Below are 16,278 nucleotides of genomic sequence, written 5' to 3'. Positions count from 1 at the left end.
CATGTTTTTTATATTTGATTCTATACGGTCTGTGAAAAAACGGTTGTTACCAAGTTTGATTATAGTAATTTCTTTAATTATTGCATTTTCTTCAGCAATAGAATTTGTTAGTAATCTTTCCGGATATCGAAAAATGATGACGATAGCAAATAATTTATCGACTCATAAAAATTTCTATGAACTTTATGCGACGCAAGATATAACATTGTTTAGCGAAGAAAAAGCGAAAAATGATTATCAACATTTCATGCAAGGGTTATCTAATACGATACCAATAACAAATAAAACAAATTATTTGTTCCGTAACTATTCACTTAGTTTAAAAGAAGAAAATGGAACGATAAAGACTCTTATTGTTGATAAAGATATTAATAAGTACTTTCATATACGAATTTCACAAGGAAGATATTTTGAGGAATTGGAATTTCATAAATCAGTATTTGATATTAGACCTGTTATATTAGGGGCTAATTATATAGGTAAGGTATCTATTGGTGATGTTATACCATCTGGAAAAATGAAGCTAAAAGTAATTGGCTTTTTAGAAAAAAATTCACCATTCACATATCCTCGAAGCGGTGAAATATCGGATAATCGTATTACATTATTAGATGACATGGCGATTTTACCAATTGGAACAGAAGAACTAGAGTTCTATAGTGCAGAACTTTTATACAATGGGTTAATTATAGAAACAAATGAGAAGATAAATATAAATGAATTTCAAAAGAAAGTATTAAAGGTAACAGAAGGTAAGGGTTATTCGTATTATGTTACAAATCCGAATAAATTGTTAGAAAATGAAAAACAAGGTATTGATAATATGTCATACCCCTTATTATTAAGCGGTACAGTCTTATTTTTTTCATTTCTATCTATCGTATTAACATCAATGGCAGCACTTTATATGGAGTGTAAAAATATTTCTATTAAATCAGCGTTAGGTGCAAGCACTTTTCAAATATGTCTTCCATTTATTATTGAGTATATGTTGCTATTCGTTTTATCGATATGTTTAGGAATAATGTATTTTCAATGGGAGAATAGCGGAGTAATTGAAATTCAGAAAGGGCTAGAAAATAGTATAGTATCTTTCTTTGGAACGTTAAAAGTCTCTATAGAATCATTGGTTGTTATAGGTGCTTTATCAATTATAATGATCTTCATTATATATGCAATCATTTATTTCACTGTATTAAAAATAAAAAAATATATATGAAAGAGGTGTTATAGATGATTAGGCTTGAAAATGTAGCGAAGTGCTTTGGACATAGTAATTTTAGTGCTTTAAAAGATATTAATCTTACAATAGAACAAGGCGAAATGATAGCTATTATGGGCCCCTCTGGTTCAGGGAAATCTACTCTTCTTAACATTATTGGCTTAATTGATAGCCCCTCTACTGGAAAGTATTTTTTAGATGGAGTGGATACAAGTACATTAAAGGCAAACTATCATAAGTATAGAAATACGGAAGTGGGATTTGTGTTTCAGAACTTTTCGCTATTAGATGATTATACAGTTGTTGAAAATGTAATGCTTCCGCTTGTATATAGAAGAATTTCTCATAAGAAACGTATGCAAATTTCAAAAGAAATGCTGAAAATGGTAGGGATTGAGAGGCATATTAACAAATATCCTTACGAGTTATCAGGTGGAGAACAGCAAAGAACAGCAATAGCAAGGGCTTTAGCACAAGATACTAAAATTATCCTCGCTGATGAACCAACGGGTGCTCTTGATCAAGAAAACGGAAAGAAAATTATGAGCATCTTAAAAGAGATTCATAAACAAGGGAAAACGGTGCTAGTTGTAACACACGATCAAAAGGTAGCTGCATGCTGCCAGAGGACAATACGTTTGCTTGATGGATGTATGGTATAATATGGATAAAAGTATGTGAAGAGGTGATACATATGGAAAATGTATATAAAGGTCTTAGACATACTGGATTTACTATGTTGCTTATTTTTGGTGGTGTATTTTTACTGCGCTGGTTCATTCATGATGAAATGCTACTAGATCAGCTTATTGGGTTGAGTGTAGGGATGGTAATGGTTATTTCGTCAGTGTTCATTCAAAAGTACAGTAAAGAATTACAAGTAAATGAGAAGTGTTAAAAGTAACAAAAGAAAAGTAGAGCATCTAATTTCGATGCTCTACTTTTCTTTTATAAATAAAAAATCCCTCTTTATGAGGGATTTTAATGTGGTAAGAAAATTAATTGATAAGCAAACAAAATTCCAAATACATACACAAGTGGGTGAACAGCACGGAATTTACCTTTTGCCACTTTCATAAGTGGGTATGAAATAAATCCAAGAGCGATACCTGTTGCGATACTTGATGTAAGTGGCATGCTTAAGATTACTAAGAATGCTGGGAATGCTTCATCAAATGCGTCCCAATCGATGTGGCGAACTGATCCCATCATAAGACTACCAACGATAATTAATGATGGTGCAGTAATAGCTGATACACCAGAAACGGCACTTACTAATGGTCCGAAGAATGCTGCTAGTGCGAATAAAACAGCTACTGTAACAGTTGTTAAACCAGTACGACCACCAGCTGCAACACCAGCAGATGATTCAATGTAAGCTGTTGATGGTGTTGTTCCGAACATAGAACCGATTGTTGCTGAGAATGAGTCAGATAGAAGAGCTCGTCCTGCTTTTGGAAGCTTTCCGTCTTTCATAAATCCACCTTGTTGTGCAACGCCAAGTAATGTACCTGTTGTATCAAATAATGTAACAAGGAAGAATGAGAATACAACGCCGTATAATCCGTAGTTAATTACGTCAGATACAGCAGTAATTGGATTTGAAACGATAATTCCTTCTGGTAATCCAGGCATTGATGTAACACCGTTTGAGAATGTTAATTGTCCTGTGAAGAAAGCGATAATACCAGTTAATAGCATACCGATAAATAGTGCGCCATTTACATTTAAAGACATAAGGATAATAGTAATTCCAAGTCCAGCTAATGCTAGTAGAACTGGAGCAGAGTGAAGATCACCAAGTCCAACTAAGTTTGCATCATTTTTTGTAACGATACCTGTTAAACGTAAACCGATAAAGGCGATAAATAGCCCGATACCAGCAGTAATTGCATGTTTTAAGTTTTCAGGAATTGCTTCCATTAATTTTGTACGGAAAGATGTAAATGATAGCAAAATTAAAATCATACCTGCTACGAATACAGCAGAGAATGCAATTGCGAAAGTCATGCCTTCATGCGCTTTTACAACAGAGTAAGAGAAGTAAGCATTTAATCCCATACCTGGTGCAATTGCGATTGGTAAGTTTGTAAAGATCGCCATAAATAATGTTCCGACAACAGCAGCGATAATTGTTGCTGTAAATGCTTGTTCAAATGGAACACCTGCATCCCCAAGGATGACAGGGTTTACGACAATGATATATGCCATTGTTAAGAAGGTAATAATACCTGCCATAATTTCAGTTTTAATAGAAGTTTTATGTTTTGAAAGGTTAAACATATAAACATCCTTTCTGTTTACGAATAATTTTCACAACAGTTATATATAATATTCGTTTTTTAACTATTTTGCAATAGTTTTGTATAAAAAGTTTACAACAATTCATATTTTGTGTCTTAAATTCGAATATTAATCGTAACTTGATGTGTGAATTTCAGTTTTTATTATGCACATTATAAGGAAAAGGAGTTGAAAGAAGCTATGCCACAGCAAAAAAACTTTGTAACAATGCCAGCGCAACATCAAAATAAACAGCCTGGTATTGAATCATTAATGAATCCACTTCCGCAGTTTGAAGATTCAAATTATAAAGGTAGCGAAAAGTTAAAAGGAAAGAATGTATTAATTACAGGGGGAGATAGTGGGATTGGACGAGCTGTTTCCATCGCTTTTGCGAAAGAGGGAGCAAATATTGCGATTGCTTATTTAGATGAGGAAGAAGATGCAAATGAGACGAAACAACGTGTTGAAAAAGAAGGAGTAAAGTGTGTATTGTTGCCGGGTGATTTAAGTGATGAACAGCATTGTAAAGATGTTGTTCAAGAGACCGTCCAGCAGCTAGGTAGTTTACAGGTTTTAGTAAATAATGTCGCGCAGCAATATCCGCAGCAAGGACTAGAGTATATTACAGCAGAACAGCTAGAAAAGACTTTTCGTATTAATATTTTTTCTTATTTTCACGTTACGAAAGCAGTACTTTCTCATTTAAAACAAGGAGATGTCATTATAAATACGGCATCTATCGTTGCATATGAAGGAAATGAAACGTTAATTGATTATTCCGCAACAAAAGGAGCTATTGTTGCTTTTACAAGATCACTTTCTCAATCATTAGTACAAAAAGGAATTCGTGTAAATGGTGTTGCGCCGGGACCGATTTGGACACCGCTTATTCCATCGAGCTTTGATGAGAAGAAAGTCTCTCAGTTTGGGAGCAATGTCCCGATGCAAAGGCCTGGTCAACCATATGAGTTAGCGCCGGCATATGTATATTTAGCGTCTGGTGATTCTTCTTATGTTACGGGACAAATGATACATGTAAATGGGGGCGTTATTGTAAATGGATAGTTTTTCATTTATAAGAGCAAAGTAAAGCTAATTACAATTATTATGGTGAGCGCTAGGGGGGATATAGGTGAAAAGGGTATGTTTCGTTTTACTATTATTTTTCTTCCTACCGGTTAGTGCTTTTGCTGATACAGATCATTTAATATTAGTGAATCTTACCACAAACCAGTTGTCTTTTTTTGAGAATGGAAATTACACAAAAACATTTCCAGTAACGACTGGAAGAGATCGTACACCTACGCCTGAAGGTAATTTTTGTATTATAACTAAATTTAAAAATAAAGAATACCATCGAAAAAAAATAGCTGGGGGTGCACCGAATAACCCTCTTGGTACGAGATGGCTTGGGCTAGATAAGAATGAATATGCGATTCACGGGACAAATCGGGAATGGACGATTGGAAGTAGGGAATCAAATGGCTGTATTCGCATGCATGACAGGGATATACAATGGTTATATGACCGAGTACAATTACAAACAAAAGTAATCATTTCTCGTTTTCATACGAGCCCCGAATATGAAGCGAATAAGCTTGGTTATCGCGTTGTGAGCTGGAATGGACGAAAAATAGAAGAAGAACAAATTGGAGTACTTACGTTAGTAGACCGCGCAGATATATATTGGCAAGAACCAAATGGACAGTTAACGAAAGTGAAAACGGTATTGCCGAACGAAAGATATCCAGTGTACTCAAAGCGAAAAGATGGAATATATTATATAGGAAACAATTCGTATATTATAGATGAAACAGGAGAGAAAATTCGTTACGAGCAAATTCCTTCTTCGATCTTAAGTAATATATATAAACGGAAATACAATGTTCCGTAATGGCTACCGTATTACAGACGGTAGCTTATTTATACTTGGAGTTTAACTGCAACTATTGTATTTTGCTGAATATAATACAGTACAGATAGGGGGCGGTTATATTATGAAAAGTGAATTTGCGTTTAAAGTTTTCTTAGTAACGACCTGTTTATTTATCGTGTATTTATATGCGTTTCTCGTCTTTTCTTTTTATGTTCCATATGTTGATTTAATATTATTCTTCGGATTTATTTGGGCGTTTGTGAAAGCGAGGGAAGGAGAGAAGAGTATATATCGGCGCATTACCCTATGCGGGACGGCCGTTCTCGTTATTTTATATTTTTTTATTATGCATGATTTTTGGAGAGGGATGTAAAAAAGCATACGATGAATCGTATGCTTTTTATGTTTAATATTTAGGCTTAAATGTATGACAACAAGTCTCTACACTCGTTGCTACAGAACTTTCTAGCGTCTCGTTTGTTAAAACAGCAGCTGTATATGAATCATTTTCAGTTTGACCAGTTTCATCTGCATCAGGCTGAACGACGATCGCACTTGCTTGACAAAAGTTACCTTGTCCCCAAAAAGAACAGTTGGAAACAGAACATCTTACTTCTGGCATAAAACCCCCTCCTTATACATTAGTGTGGGATTTTACGCCCATTTCATGTGTAGAAGGAGTTTCCTTTTCTCGTTAATTTTTCGTTTGCTCAAGCCATTCTTTTAATTTGTCTTTTGGCTGTTCACCGCTAATACGGCTTACTTCTTTGCCATCTTTAAAATGAATGATTGTTGGTGTACCTTGAATTTTATATTCATCCCAAGGAGCATCTAATTTTTCAATATCCATAACTTTCATATCAACGTTCAAGTCTTTAGCCATCGGCACTACGACAGGAGATAATTTTTGGCAATGAACGCAAGATGTTTGATAAAAGTATACTGTTTCTTCTTTTTTCTCTTTTAAGTTCTTTTGAAGATCTGAAAGAGAGATTTTATTTGTGTAGTAGTCAGAACCGTTTGTCTTACTTTCAGTAGGATTATCAATTTTTTGGCTAGTAGCATTTTTTTCTTCCATTTGTGTTACTGCAAAAATTGCCACGAACAAGGCGATAATAATACCACCAAATATAAGCATTTTTTTCATTCTTTCATCTCCTTATTTGTTTTTAATGACAATAAAGCTACAAACAGCGATTGTAATAAAGCCGATAAGTGCTAAAAACGGGATTGTCACAAAGCCGAACCAGTTTATGTATTCTCCCGTACATGGTACACGTCCACAAGCTGCCCCAGCTGCTGAAAATGCTGCGACTTTTTGAATTGCATAGTGATATAAAGAAATACAAGCGCCAATAGTTGCGATTGGTAAAGAATAACTTGCGATGCGATAGTCTTTCTTTGCTACAGCAATACCAAGCCATAAAACGAATGGATACATAAAAATGCGTTGATACCAACAAAGGACACAAGGCTCAAATTTCATGATTTCGGAAAAGTACAGACTTCCTAGTGTAGCGACAAAAGAAGCTCCCCATGCGGTAAGTAAAGCATATTCTTGCTTTTTTTCTCGTCCCATATTTTATACCTCTCTTATAATAGTTACATACTAAATTATAGTATGAAGTGGTATAGAAAAGAAAGAAAAAATATGTTTATCAATAAAAGTTTTATAAGAGGAAACTTTTATTGGTATTAATATTTTAAAAAAGCGCCATTCTCCTAAAGAGAATAGCGCTATATTTTACATTTGAATTTGCTCTACTTCTTCTACATGCGACTTTTGGGATGCATGGTCAATATATTGAAATAGGAGCTGCAGTTGTTTATCAACTTCTGGTAGTTCTTTGCTGTATTGATAAGCGTGTAAAAAATGCTCAATACGCTTAGAAAATAATTGATCGTTCGTTTGAACCATGAGAACGAGTAATTTATCCCAATTACAGCAATACGTGTAATAGAGAGCTTTATCATAGTCGTTATATGTTTGCACTGTGTACCCTCCTTACCGAGAGTTATATATAGTGTGTGATAAGTAAGGAGAAATACACTTGAAAGAATTTGTTAAGAAAAAAAGAGAATGAAAAGAAAAAACGAGGAATTCCCTCGTTTTTTAAGCTTTTGGCATTGGCGTAGGTGTTGGTTTGCCATAGCCTTCTTTGTATTTATTATCGATATAGTTACGAATTTCAAGCGTTGATTTTCCTTTTTGTTTCATGGAAGCAGATTCAACTGCGATTTCTAGGCAATTGACGCAAGTCGTTGCGTGGGAATCCCAAACAACTTCACCATTCTTTTTAATTTCACGAATAAAGCAGTTTTTATTATTTTTATGTCCTACACTTTCACCGCAACCACAATAGCATGGAATCCAATCTAATAGCTCTGCATTTTGCCCAGCGACGCTGTAAATATCTTTCATTTGTGGATCAAGCTTATCTAGGAAGGTCGGAAGTGTGTCGACTCCTTTTGTTTTCTCTTGAATGTCAGCTTGTTGAGTGTGGGATGCATGGTCATGTTCTTCTTTTTTTGATTCAGAAGATTTTTTGTCATTTGTACCAGTACTTCCGCATCCAGCAAGAATTAAGCTTAGTACTGCAAGTAAAGAAAATACATACTTTTTCATTCGCTTGTCCCCTTTACAAATGTATTAATCAAATTGTATCAGAGATTATGGAGTGTCGGGTGAAGATTTTTTCGACTGATTTTTGAAACGCCATCTTAGCGAATGAAATAGAAATAAAATTGGGATATAAGCGTATACAATATATAAACCCGCTTGAGATAGTACGGTATTTAATGTATTGATACTTTCACGGTTTGTGAAAAGCAGAGAAGCTGAAAATATGATGAAAATAAAAAACGGTAATGTAAATTTAAATGAAATATGAAAGGAACGCTTCATCGTTTGACATGATGACCAAATGGTTAAGCAAAGGTTTGGTAAAATAATTAAAAACCAAACGAAAATAATAATATATTCAAAACGCTGAATAAAAGGAACTTTAATTATTTTTAACATTGTTAAAGTAGGCCAAATAGTACGGTTTAATTGACCCTCACTATAATACATAAAGGATACGATAGCTAAAACTACATAAATTAAGGTGCTAAAAGCAATTCCAGCATGGGCCCATCGTTTTAAAGATTTTCCTTTTTCAATAAAGGGATAAAAGATAAGAATTGTTTCAAACCCCAGAAATTCCAATGCAGAGTGTTTTGCAGATATAAGCATGTCAAAAGGTGAATGTGTAAAAATAGGTAAAATATTACGGAAATGAGCATATTTCATTGGATAGATTAAAAAGAATACAACGAAAATAGGAAGAACAATACCCCAAAAACATATCCCTGTCACAGAACGGAAGCCACCTTTTATAATGTAGTAAGTGACTAACAAAAACATAAGCGTAAGTTTCCATAACTTAATGGTAGGGAAAATCCAAACTTGTATCACTTCCATATATGTACGAAGAACAGTAAGGCAAAATAATAAGCAATAAAGAGTGAAAATTACAGAAAATATAGAGCCAAACCACTTTCCAAAGGTTGTTGTATGGATACTAATTAAATCTCCGTCTTTTTCAAGCATTTTTAACATACAAAACAGCACAATATGAGTTGCAATTCCCGCAATAATAAGAGAAATCCAGGCATCATAACCAGCGTTTTTTAAAATTACACGTTGATATCCGAGAATTCCTATACCAATCTGGAGAGAATGCAATAAAATAAATGCAAAATATGGAGAGACTGTCTTTGTTTTATTTATTGTATTCATTGCTTATTTCACCTCACTATTCTCCGATTCCAGATTGTACAATATTAAGATCTAAATTTATATCCACCGCTACATTTTTATACATATTTCGAATTTGTTTTATATTCCATTTTCTTGTATGGCTTCTAATTTCATCTCGTATTCCTAAAGGATCAATTTCCTTTTCTTGAAATTGTTTTATTAAATTTTCACAGTCTTTTTCGACATTTCGTTCAATTTGTTTTTTTATATAGTTGATATTTGTTTTTTTTCTTAAATCAATCCAATTAGGAGAGTTTTTAATTAATCCATTTAATTTTAAATGGATTTTTACTTTTGGTATGTCGCCAGATTGATCTATATCATACTTATTTTCCCCAGCTAAGTTTTGTATAACAACCATGCCTTTATGTTTATCCTTTGTTATCGCAGCTTCGTAACGTCCATTTTTCGTAGGGTTAATAAGTAATTTTGCTAAAACAGAATGTCTTTTATCCGTATACATGACGACTTTATCGCCTTTTAAAAAGGCAAGTCCTTTGACAGCGACAGAATGATTATCGTCCATTTTAATATAAGGAACATAGGCATCACATACAGAAGAGTAATAATTATATAAAAAAATGTTTAATGTGGTTTGTGGAATGTTCTCATTTCTTATATTTTGTTCGAGTAAATCAGCAATATATAAAGACCCATTTTTTTTTCCATAATTTAAAAGCTCTTCAGCCGATCCATCTACAATTGCTAGTTGTACATCACGCCCGATATTTGGGTCACGTTGTAAGTTAGTAATAATCTCTCCCATTCCGCGTTCTCCTAGAGCTTTTCCAAATAGGACGACACGCATTTGACCTACAACAACATTGTGAGGAGATTTCGCATTCAATCGTGAAGCAATTGTTTCAAGTGAACGGGCAGATGTTGTTTGCGTCTCTGGCTTAGACTTTACACCATGTGTGTACTCTGGGAATAGAATAGTTCCTTGGAATCTTTTGTTTTTTGTGATGTCAAATCCAGCAATATGAATAATACGCTGTGCATCTACTATATACGTTTGTGTACAGCCAGTTTGTAAAACGAAGAAGATAATGATAAGGTGCAATAAAACTTTTTTCATTCATTCTCACCATCACGTTTTTGCTTCGATTTGTTTGGATTATAGCGCCATTTTGATTTTGGTCTAAGAAAAGAAGGTCTTTGTGCCGTTTGACTAAATGGTAATCGAAGAAAACCTTCTGCTGTACCTAAACCACGAAATGGATATAAAGGTAATAAATAAGGTGATCCAAGTGATTTTAATTTAATTAAATGAGCTAAAATAAATACAAATCCGACAATAAGGCCTAATCCTCCGAATGCACCGGCTAAAAGAATAAGCGGAAAGCGTAACAACCGGATAGTAGAAGACATCTTTACGGTTGGTGTTGTGAATGATGCAAGAGCGGATAAAGCAACTGCAATTAGTAAAATAGTACTTGTCAAAGCCGCTTCAACAGATGCTTGGCCAATTACAATCCCCCCAACAATTCCAATCGTTTGTCCGACTTTTGTCGGTAAACGCGCTCCCGCTTCACGAAGCAATTCGATTGTAATTTCTAAAAAGAGTGCTTCTAGAATAGGAGGGAAAGGTACGTTAGCTCTCGAGAAAATAATAGGACCTAGTAAATCGGCAGGAATCATTTGATAATGATATGTTAAAGCCGCTGTATAAATAGCGGAGGAAAACAGAGAAAATATAGCTCCGAAAAAACGAATAATACGAAAGAACGATCCAATCATCCACGGTAAATAATAATCTTCTGGTGAAATGAAAAAATCCAGTAACGTTGTTGGTCCTGATAAAGCATATGGAGAGCCATCTGTTAAAATTAAAACTTCCCCGTTAATTAACGCAAATACAGCTCGATCTAATCGCTCTGTAGGTAATAGAACAGGAAAAGGTGAATTGCTATTATCACTAATAAATTGCTCAATCATAGTTGAATCAAATGGGACATCAAAGTCAATGTCTTCTAGCCGTTGTATTGCGGTGTTGATGAATTGTTCATTTGTAACTCCTTCTATATAAGCAACTGCTACTTTCGTTTTTGATATAGATCCGACGGTAACTTCTTTAAAGATGAGTTGCTCAGTTACAATATTTCGACGTAATAAGTGTATATTTGTATCAAGGTTTTCAATGAAACCGATTTTAGGCCCGATTACGCTATACTCATTTTCTGTATCGTTATATAATCGTTTTCCTAAAACAGTACTTTCGGCACGAATTAAAGCATATTGATCAGGATTCGAATTGTTTTTTAATCGTATTAAAATGTATCCACCTAATAATTTTTCACGAATATCATCAATAGAAGGGGAGGTAATAATGTCTTCAATAGAGATGATATTACATAAATCAGAGATGTTTTGGATTTGTTCCGATTCCTTTTTTAGAGGAGTTAAAATGAATTGTTTAATAATAAGTGCTTCCACGACAGATTTATAATAAAATAAGCACAACGTTTCATCTTTAAGTATGTTATAAGAGACAAAATCGCTTGATTCTTTCATGGTTTGTATAAATTCTGGGATAGAACAAAGTGTTTTTGTATTAGTCTTTTTTGATTTCTTAGATGATAAACCGAACATTTTCTCACCCCTAACTTACATCATTTACTTGTGTTAGTTTTTGGGAAAGACGGGAATTTATACTTAAAAATTGAAAGTTCATAAAGAAAAGGAAGAGTGGTGAATGGCTCTTCCTTTTTAGCATTTTAATTTGTTTTTTGTTCTTTAATAGACTTCACTAATTTCATCATTTCCGCCCGTATATCTTCTCTTTTTACATTTAATTTTTCGGCAATTTGTTTCATGTCCATTCCATCTTTTTTCATTTTTAATACATCATCAAGAGGGGTATTGCTTTTTTGAGAGATGATTGTTAACACAGTAAGGTGACGCAATTTGATGTTATATTCTTTCATTTTTTGTTTTAGCTGATCCGGTGTGGATTTTTGCATAGTTGCTAACTGTTGTAGCAGTGCTTGCTTTGTTTCTTTATTCATATGATGTTTTTTCAGCTTACTTGGATCTACACCGAAATGCTCGGCTGTTTTCTCCCAAGATTTATTTTGCTTATAGTAAGCTAAAACGTCTTTTATTTCTTTTTTACTGATTCTTGCAATGTGAGCAGCTCTCCAAATTTCATGTTTGTTGTAGCCGAGTTTTTCTAGCGACTGCATTTCTTCTTCTGAAATAGGCTTATGATGGTGCAATGTTACTTCTTTTGGCGTGGCAGCGAAAGTAGGGAAGACGGTTGCCCCGAATAATAATGTTGCCATGGTCATACTTACTGCGATTTTTTTGTACATATAAACTCCTCCTAGATGGATAATGTAGAAAACTGTACACATATCATTTCCATAAAATGTGAAATACTTGTGAACAAGTTAAGTTTTTTTATTCACAGTATTAAATGACATTTTTAGAAGTTTTCCAACATAAAACATTGATTAATAGTAAAAAACTAAGGTATAATCGAAATTGAAAATCAATATCAATAACAAATGTATACATATAGATGAAAATAAGGGAGAGAAAAATATGACTACATATACTTCCATCGCAAATGTGATTAAAGAAAGACGCTCTGTACGTACATTCACAGATAAAGCTGTAGATAAAGAGTTATTAATTGAACTATTAAACGACGCAACGTGGGCACCGAATCATAAACACCGTGAACCATGGAATTGTAAATTATACATTGGAGAAGGTCGCAAAAAATTAGTAGACGCAGTATTAAACTCTTTCACAGAAGAAGAAAGAGCGAAACGCGGCAAAATTTTATCAGATCGTTTCTTAAGCACGCCCGCACAAATCGTTGTTTATATTAATGAAGATCCACGTCAAATTCAACGTGACGAAGATTACGCTGCAACATGTGCATTTATGCAAAACTTCCAACTGCTTGCTTGGGAACGTGGATTAGGTTGTGTTTGGAAATCAGGCGGATTAAACTATAATCCATTATTTATAGAAGGACTTGGTTTAACAAGAGGTCAACGTATCGTTGGAATTCTTCACCTTGGCTATTTCGATAAAGCACCAGAAGGAAAAGCTCGTACTCCGATTACGGAGAAGATGGAGATTATTGAAGGTTAATAGATAAGACATTCTCGTTTTTGCGGGGGTGTCTTTTTATTATGCAATCAATCCTCATGAAAGCTTGTTCTCCATCATACACTTTCTTAAGGGAAAGTGTAAGGAGGGAAAATAATGAGAGCAAGTGACGATAAAGCACTGCAATATGCGATTGCGGAAATTACGGAAATTGCGACTGGATTTGGGCTTGATTTTTATCCGATGCGTTATGAAATATGTCCAGCGGAAATTATTTATACATTTGGTGCATATGGGATGCCGACGCGGTTTTCACATTGGAGTTTTGGAAAACAGTTTTTTAGAATGAAATTACAATACGATTTAGGTCTTAGTAAAATATACGAACTCGTTATTAACTCTGATCCATGTTACGCCTTTTTATTAGATACGAACTCGTTAATTCAAAACAAATTAATTGTAGCGCACGTTTTAGCACACTGTGACTTCTTCAAAAATAATATTCGTTTTTCAAATACGAAGCGAGATATGGTAGAAAGTATGGCGGCAACAGCGGACCGTGTGAAAGCGTATGAGCATAAGTACGGAAAAGCAGAGGTAGAAACATTTTTAGATGCCGTACTTGCCATTCAAGAGCATATTGACCCATCGATTATGCGTCCAAAACTTGCGTGGAGTATTGAAGATTTAGAAGAGGATGTAGAAAAGAAAAAGATATCACAGTACGATGACTTATGGAATTTAGATGATCGAAACAAAAAGAGAGAACGACCTAATATGCATAAAAAGAAGAAAATTCCGCCGCAACCAGAGAAAGATTTACTCCTCTTCATTGAAGAATATAGCCGTGAGCTAGAAGATTGGCAGCGAGATATATTAACGATGATGCGTGAGGAAATGCTATATTTCTGGCCGCAGCTTGAAACAAAAATTATGAATGAAGGCTGGGCATCATACTGGCATCAACGCATACTCCGTGAAATGGACTTAACATCTTCTGAAGCGATTGAATTCGCAAAGCTTAATGCAGGTGTAGTTCAACCATCAAAAACAAGTATTAACCCATACTACCTAGGTATTAAAATGTTTGAAGATATAGAGGAGCGCTACAATAACCCGACAGAAGAAATGAAACGACGCGGTGTAAAACCAGGATCTGGCCGTGACAAAATCTTTGAAGTACGCGAAATCGAATGGGATGTATCATTCTTAAGGAACTACTTAAACAAAGATCTCGTAATGAGAGAAGATATGTACTTATTCCAACGCCAAGGAAAAGAATATAAGGTAATAGATAAAGAGTGGGAACATGTACGTGATCAGCTCGTAAATATGCGTACAAATGGTGGCTTCCCGTACTTAGTAGTAGAAGATGGTGACTACTTAAAGAACGGAGAGTTGTACATTAAACATAGTTACGAAGGAATTGAGCTCGATTTAAAATACTTAGAAAAAGTACTGCCATACATTCATCAGTTATGGGGAAGAACGGTGCATATGGAGTCGATTGTGGAAAGTAAGGGCGTTGTGTTTTCTTATGATGGGAAGATGGTGCATCGGAAGTATGTGTGATGAAAAGAATGGACATAGAATGCTATGTCCGTTCTTTTTTATTTGGGGCAAAGTTAAATATGCTATTCTTGAAGAAAGGGAGTTATATAGAGAAATGGAGCGATTCAAATGAGCAAAATAGGGGTATGCAAGGTAGATATTACGCCGCCTGTCGGTATTGATTTTGTTGGATACCATAGAGAGACAGGAATAAATAATATTGAAGAGCATATTTATGGGACAGTTTTTGTATTTGAAAAAGATGAAATGAAAACTGTGTTTATAAGCATTGATAATATTGGGATGTTAGTAGAAGATACGAATATTATTCGTGAGCGCGTAGCTAGCAGGCTTCATGTGCCATTTGAGCGAATAACAGTTGTTTATACACATACACATTCTGGTCCGGAAACTGTTGGTGAGCAAGCTTTAGTAAAGTCGTATAAAACGAGTTTAGTAAATAATGTAGTGCACGGTGCTGTTACTGCAAATAATAACTTGGGGCTATGTGAAGTTGGCTGGAGTGTTACGACAGGTGATATTGGGATAAACCGAAGAGAGAGAACATCTGATGGAAGAGCAAAGATGGGAACAAATATAGAGGGTGTTGTAGATAAACGAATTGGCATGTTAGCAATAAGAAATGCTGAAACGAAGGAGCTATCTGGGATTATTGTATTTTGTACTGCGCATCCGAATGTTTTAAAAGGTGATAGCGATGTATTATCAGCGGATTATCCTGGAATGACGAGGGAGATTCTTGAGAAAATCGTAAATTGCCCTGTTATTATTGTGCAAGGAGCTGCTGGTAATGTAAATGCGAAGTATCGCGGTTCAAGGGAAGCAGTAAAGCAAATGGCTTACACACTTAGTGGACATGTATTAACAATATTGCCAATAGTTACATATAGTCCAATTGTAAATTTAAGAACAGTTTCGAGTATGATGCAAATGAAGTTGAAAGATATTCCTGAAATGAATGAGATACGAAGCATGGCTCAATTGGCGGAGAAGCAGTGGGGTGTGAACACGGACGAGTGGCTTACTATCGTTTTAGAGAAATATAAGCAAGGTATTCGGCAGTTACGTATTGATTTAGAAGTTCAACTGTTTCAAGTTAATGATGGAATGTTCTTTGGTATACCGATGGAACCTTTTTCAGAAACCGCGTTAGAAGTGAAAGAGAGTCTTCAAAATGAAATAGCCTTTCTTGGTGGATATACGAATGGATATATTGGTTATTTACCGACAAGGGAAGAGTTTACATATGGTGGATATGAAGTAGAATTAAATCCTGTTGTATATGGGCCTGTTACGAATTTATTGATGCCACCGGAGAAAAATACTGCGGAGCTGATTGTGAAGAAGGTTACGGGCTTATGTAATAAAGTGAAGCTTTAATAAGACAGATTTTTGAAAGCAGAGTAAAGAATATAAATAATTGTTTGAGTTTATTAAGTCAATGTAATTAACAAT

Annotated in this window: 18 protein-coding genes and 1 pseudogene; 9 read left to right on the top strand and 10 right to left on the bottom strand. The window is 34.7% G+C overall.

Translation table 11 applies throughout. From position 1 onward, the window contains the following. Nucleotide 1 precedes the first annotated feature (1 nt). From DN403_RS00790 to DN403_RS00780, 3 genes and pseudogenes are all read left to right on the top strand, one after another. Nucleotides 2-1,233 (top strand): annotated as a pseudogene (locus DN403_RS00790) (ABC transporter permease family protein). After that, the gene (locus DN403_RS00785) at nucleotides 1,234-1,884 is read left to right on the top strand and encodes an ABC transporter ATP-binding protein (protein WP_000620150.1); all 651 of its coding nucleotides are present in this window, start codon (nucleotides 1,234-1,236) and stop codon (nucleotides 1,882-1,884) included. A 32-nt stretch (nucleotides 1,885-1,916) separates the two neighbouring features. Beyond that, nucleotides 1,917-2,120, top strand: a complete 204-nt coding sequence (locus DN403_RS00780) for a hypothetical protein (RefSeq protein ID WP_000432821.1) — start codon at nucleotides 1,917-1,919, stop codon at nucleotides 2,118-2,120. A gap of 83 nt (nucleotides 2,121-2,203) precedes the next feature. Here the strand turns inward: DN403_RS00780 and DN403_RS00775 are convergent, their stop codons facing one another. Further along, nucleotides 2,204-3,505 (bottom strand): NCS2 family permease, encoded by a 1,302-nt coding sequence (locus tag DN403_RS00775; RefSeq protein WP_000482710.1) that lies wholly within the window; start codon nucleotides 3,503-3,505, stop codon nucleotides 2,204-2,206. 201 nt (nucleotides 3,506-3,706) lie between these two features. Here DN403_RS00775 and DN403_RS00770 point away from each other — a divergent pair, with 201 nt between their 5' ends. From DN403_RS00770 to DN403_RS00760, 3 genes are all read left to right on the top strand, one after another. Continuing rightward, nucleotides 3,707-4,573 (top strand): SDR family oxidoreductase, encoded by an 867-nt coding sequence (locus DN403_RS00770; protein ID WP_001136291.1) that lies wholly within the window; start codon nucleotides 3,707-3,709, stop codon nucleotides 4,571-4,573. Between the two features lie 67 nt (nucleotides 4,574-4,640). Beyond that, the gene (locus DN403_RS00765; RefSeq protein ID WP_000831959.1) at nucleotides 4,641-5,402 is read left to right on the top strand and encodes a L,D-transpeptidase; all 762 of its coding nucleotides are present in this window, start codon (nucleotides 4,641-4,643) and stop codon (nucleotides 5,400-5,402) included. A gap of 103 nt (nucleotides 5,403-5,505) precedes the next feature. Continuing rightward, on the top strand, nucleotides 5,506-5,757 hold the full coding sequence (locus tag DN403_RS00760; protein ID WP_000834195.1) for a hypothetical protein: 252 nt from the start codon (nucleotides 5,506-5,508) through the stop codon (nucleotides 5,755-5,757). A gap of 33 nt (nucleotides 5,758-5,790) precedes the next feature. Here DN403_RS00760 and DN403_RS00755 read toward each other — a convergent pair whose 3' ends face one another. From DN403_RS00755 to DN403_RS00715, 9 genes are all read right to left on the bottom strand, one after another. Beyond that, complete coding sequence (locus DN403_RS00755) at nucleotides 5,791-6,006, bottom strand: DUF1540 domain-containing protein (RefSeq protein WP_001115488.1); 216 nt, start codon at nucleotides 6,004-6,006, stop codon at nucleotides 5,791-5,793. Between the two features lie 72 nt (nucleotides 6,007-6,078). After that, nucleotides 6,079-6,531 (bottom strand): thioredoxin family protein, encoded by a 453-nt coding sequence (locus DN403_RS00750; protein ID WP_000738452.1) that lies wholly within the window; start codon nucleotides 6,529-6,531, stop codon nucleotides 6,079-6,081. A 12-nt stretch (nucleotides 6,532-6,543) separates the two neighbouring features. Continuing rightward, the gene (locus DN403_RS00745; protein ID WP_000532272.1) at nucleotides 6,544-6,963 is read right to left on the bottom strand and encodes a disulfide formation protein C; all 420 of its coding nucleotides are present in this window, start codon (nucleotides 6,961-6,963) and stop codon (nucleotides 6,544-6,546) included. Between the two features lie 165 nt (nucleotides 6,964-7,128). After that, nucleotides 7,129-7,377 carry a YhdB family protein gene (locus tag DN403_RS00740; RefSeq protein ID WP_001195459.1) on the bottom strand — a complete coding sequence of 83 codons (249 nt, stop codon included), beginning with the start codon at nucleotides 7,375-7,377 and terminating at the stop codon, nucleotides 7,129-7,131. Between the two features lie 120 nt (nucleotides 7,378-7,497). Next, nucleotides 7,498-8,010 carry a PCYCGC domain-containing protein gene (locus DN403_RS00735; RefSeq protein ID WP_000761022.1) on the bottom strand — a complete coding sequence of 171 codons (513 nt, stop codon included), beginning with the start codon at nucleotides 8,008-8,010 and terminating at the stop codon, nucleotides 7,498-7,500. A 45-nt stretch (nucleotides 8,011-8,055) separates the two neighbouring features. Further along, nucleotides 8,056-9,165, bottom strand: coding sequence for a GerAB/ArcD/ProY family transporter (locus tag DN403_RS00730; protein ID WP_001092365.1), 1,110 nt, complete (start codon nucleotides 9,163-9,165; stop codon nucleotides 8,056-8,058). Nucleotides 9,166-9,181: 16 nt separating this feature from the next. Beyond that, entirely contained in the window at nucleotides 9,182-10,264 is a 1,083-nt protein-coding gene (locus tag DN403_RS00725; RefSeq protein WP_149185270.1) for a Ger(x)C family spore germination protein, read from the bottom strand. Then, the gene (locus DN403_RS00720; protein ID WP_098829422.1) at nucleotides 10,261-11,778 is read right to left on the bottom strand and encodes a spore germination protein; all 1,518 of its coding nucleotides are present in this window, start codon (nucleotides 11,776-11,778) and stop codon (nucleotides 10,261-10,263) included. Before DN403_RS00720 ends, DN403_RS00725 begins: the two co-directional genes overlap by 4 nt. A gap of 125 nt (nucleotides 11,779-11,903) precedes the next feature. After that, nucleotides 11,904-12,500 carry a hypothetical protein gene (locus tag DN403_RS00715; protein ID WP_000276997.1) on the bottom strand — a complete coding sequence of 199 codons (597 nt, stop codon included), beginning with the start codon at nucleotides 12,498-12,500 and terminating at the stop codon, nucleotides 11,904-11,906. A gap of 232 nt (nucleotides 12,501-12,732) precedes the next feature. Between DN403_RS00715 and DN403_RS00710 the strand changes: the two genes are divergently transcribed. From DN403_RS00710 to DN403_RS00700, 3 genes are all read left to right on the top strand, one after another. Then, entirely contained in the window at nucleotides 12,733-13,293 is a 561-nt protein-coding gene (locus tag DN403_RS00710) for a nitroreductase family protein (protein ID WP_000214808.1), read from the top strand. A 114-nt stretch (nucleotides 13,294-13,407) separates the two neighbouring features. Continuing rightward, nucleotides 13,408-14,823, top strand: a complete 1,416-nt coding sequence (spoVR, locus tag DN403_RS00705) for a stage V sporulation protein SpoVR (RefSeq protein WP_001202690.1) — start codon at nucleotides 13,408-13,410, stop codon at nucleotides 14,821-14,823. A 108-nt stretch (nucleotides 14,824-14,931) separates the two neighbouring features. Then, on the top strand, nucleotides 14,932-16,203 hold the full coding sequence (locus DN403_RS00700) for a neutral/alkaline non-lysosomal ceramidase N-terminal domain-containing protein (protein ID WP_000034541.1): 1,272 nt from the start codon (nucleotides 14,932-14,934) through the stop codon (nucleotides 16,201-16,203). Nucleotides 16,204-16,278 lie beyond the last annotated feature (75 nt).

It is taken from the genome of Bacillus sp. AY2-1 (genome assembly GCF_008368965.1).
In the GTDB taxonomy this organism is placed as follows: Bacteria; Bacillota; Bacilli; order Bacillales; family Bacillaceae_G; genus Bacillus_A; species Bacillus_A thuringiensis_S.
Note: the sequence above shows the minus strand (reverse complement) of the source record. Positions and strands in the feature narration are given on the sequence as shown.

What these genes read in the sequence shown, in the direction of transcription:
- DN403_RS00780 (WP_000432821.1), top strand. Translation starts at nt 1,917, where the DNA reads ATGGAAAATGTATATAAAGGTCTTAGACATACTGGATTTACTATGTTG.
- DN403_RS00770 (WP_001136291.1), top strand. Translation starts at nt 3,707, where the DNA reads ATGCCACAGCAAAAAAACTTTGTAACAATGCCAGCGCAACATCAAAAT.
- DN403_RS00730 (WP_001092365.1), bottom strand. Translation starts at nt 9,165, where the DNA reads ATGAATACAATAAATAAAACAAAGACAGTCTCTCCATATTTTGCATTT.
- spoVR (WP_001202690.1), top strand. Translation starts at nt 13,408, where the DNA reads ATGAGAGCAAGTGACGATAAAGCACTGCAATATGCGATTGCGGAAATT.
- DN403_RS00775 (WP_000482710.1), bottom strand. Translation starts at nt 3,505, where the DNA reads ATGTTTAACCTTTCAAAACATAAAACTTCTATTAAAACTGAAATTATG.
- DN403_RS00735 (WP_000761022.1), bottom strand. Translation starts at nt 8,010, where the DNA reads ATGAAAAAGTATGTATTTTCTTTACTTGCAGTACTAAGCTTAATTCTT.
- DN403_RS00700 (WP_000034541.1), top strand. Translation starts at nt 14,932, where the DNA reads ATGAGCAAAATAGGGGTATGCAAGGTAGATATTACGCCGCCTGTCGGT.
- DN403_RS00715 (WP_000276997.1), bottom strand. Translation starts at nt 12,500, where the DNA reads ATGTACAAAAAAATCGCAGTAAGTATGACCATGGCAACATTATTATTC.
- DN403_RS00725 (WP_149185270.1), bottom strand. Translation starts at nt 10,264, where the DNA reads ATGAAAAAAGTTTTATTGCACCTTATCATTATCTTCTTCGTTTTACAA.
- DN403_RS00745 (WP_000532272.1), bottom strand. Translation starts at nt 6,963, where the DNA reads ATGGGACGAGAAAAAAAGCAAGAATATGCTTTACTTACCGCATGGGGA.
- DN403_RS00720 (WP_098829422.1), bottom strand. Translation starts at nt 11,778, where the DNA reads ATGTTCGGTTTATCATCTAAGAAATCAAAAAAGACTAATACAAAAACA.
- DN403_RS00710 (WP_000214808.1), top strand. Translation starts at nt 12,733, where the DNA reads ATGACTACATATACTTCCATCGCAAATGTGATTAAAGAAAGACGCTCT.
- DN403_RS00760 (WP_000834195.1), top strand. Translation starts at nt 5,506, where the DNA reads ATGAAAAGTGAATTTGCGTTTAAAGTTTTCTTAGTAACGACCTGTTTA.
- DN403_RS00755 (WP_001115488.1), bottom strand. Translation starts at nt 6,006, where the DNA reads ATGCCAGAAGTAAGATGTTCTGTTTCCAACTGTTCTTTTTGGGGACAA.
- DN403_RS00785 (WP_000620150.1), top strand. Translation starts at nt 1,234, where the DNA reads ATGATTAGGCTTGAAAATGTAGCGAAGTGCTTTGGACATAGTAATTTT.
- DN403_RS00750 (WP_000738452.1), bottom strand. Translation starts at nt 6,531, where the DNA reads ATGAAAAAAATGCTTATATTTGGTGGTATTATTATCGCCTTGTTCGTG.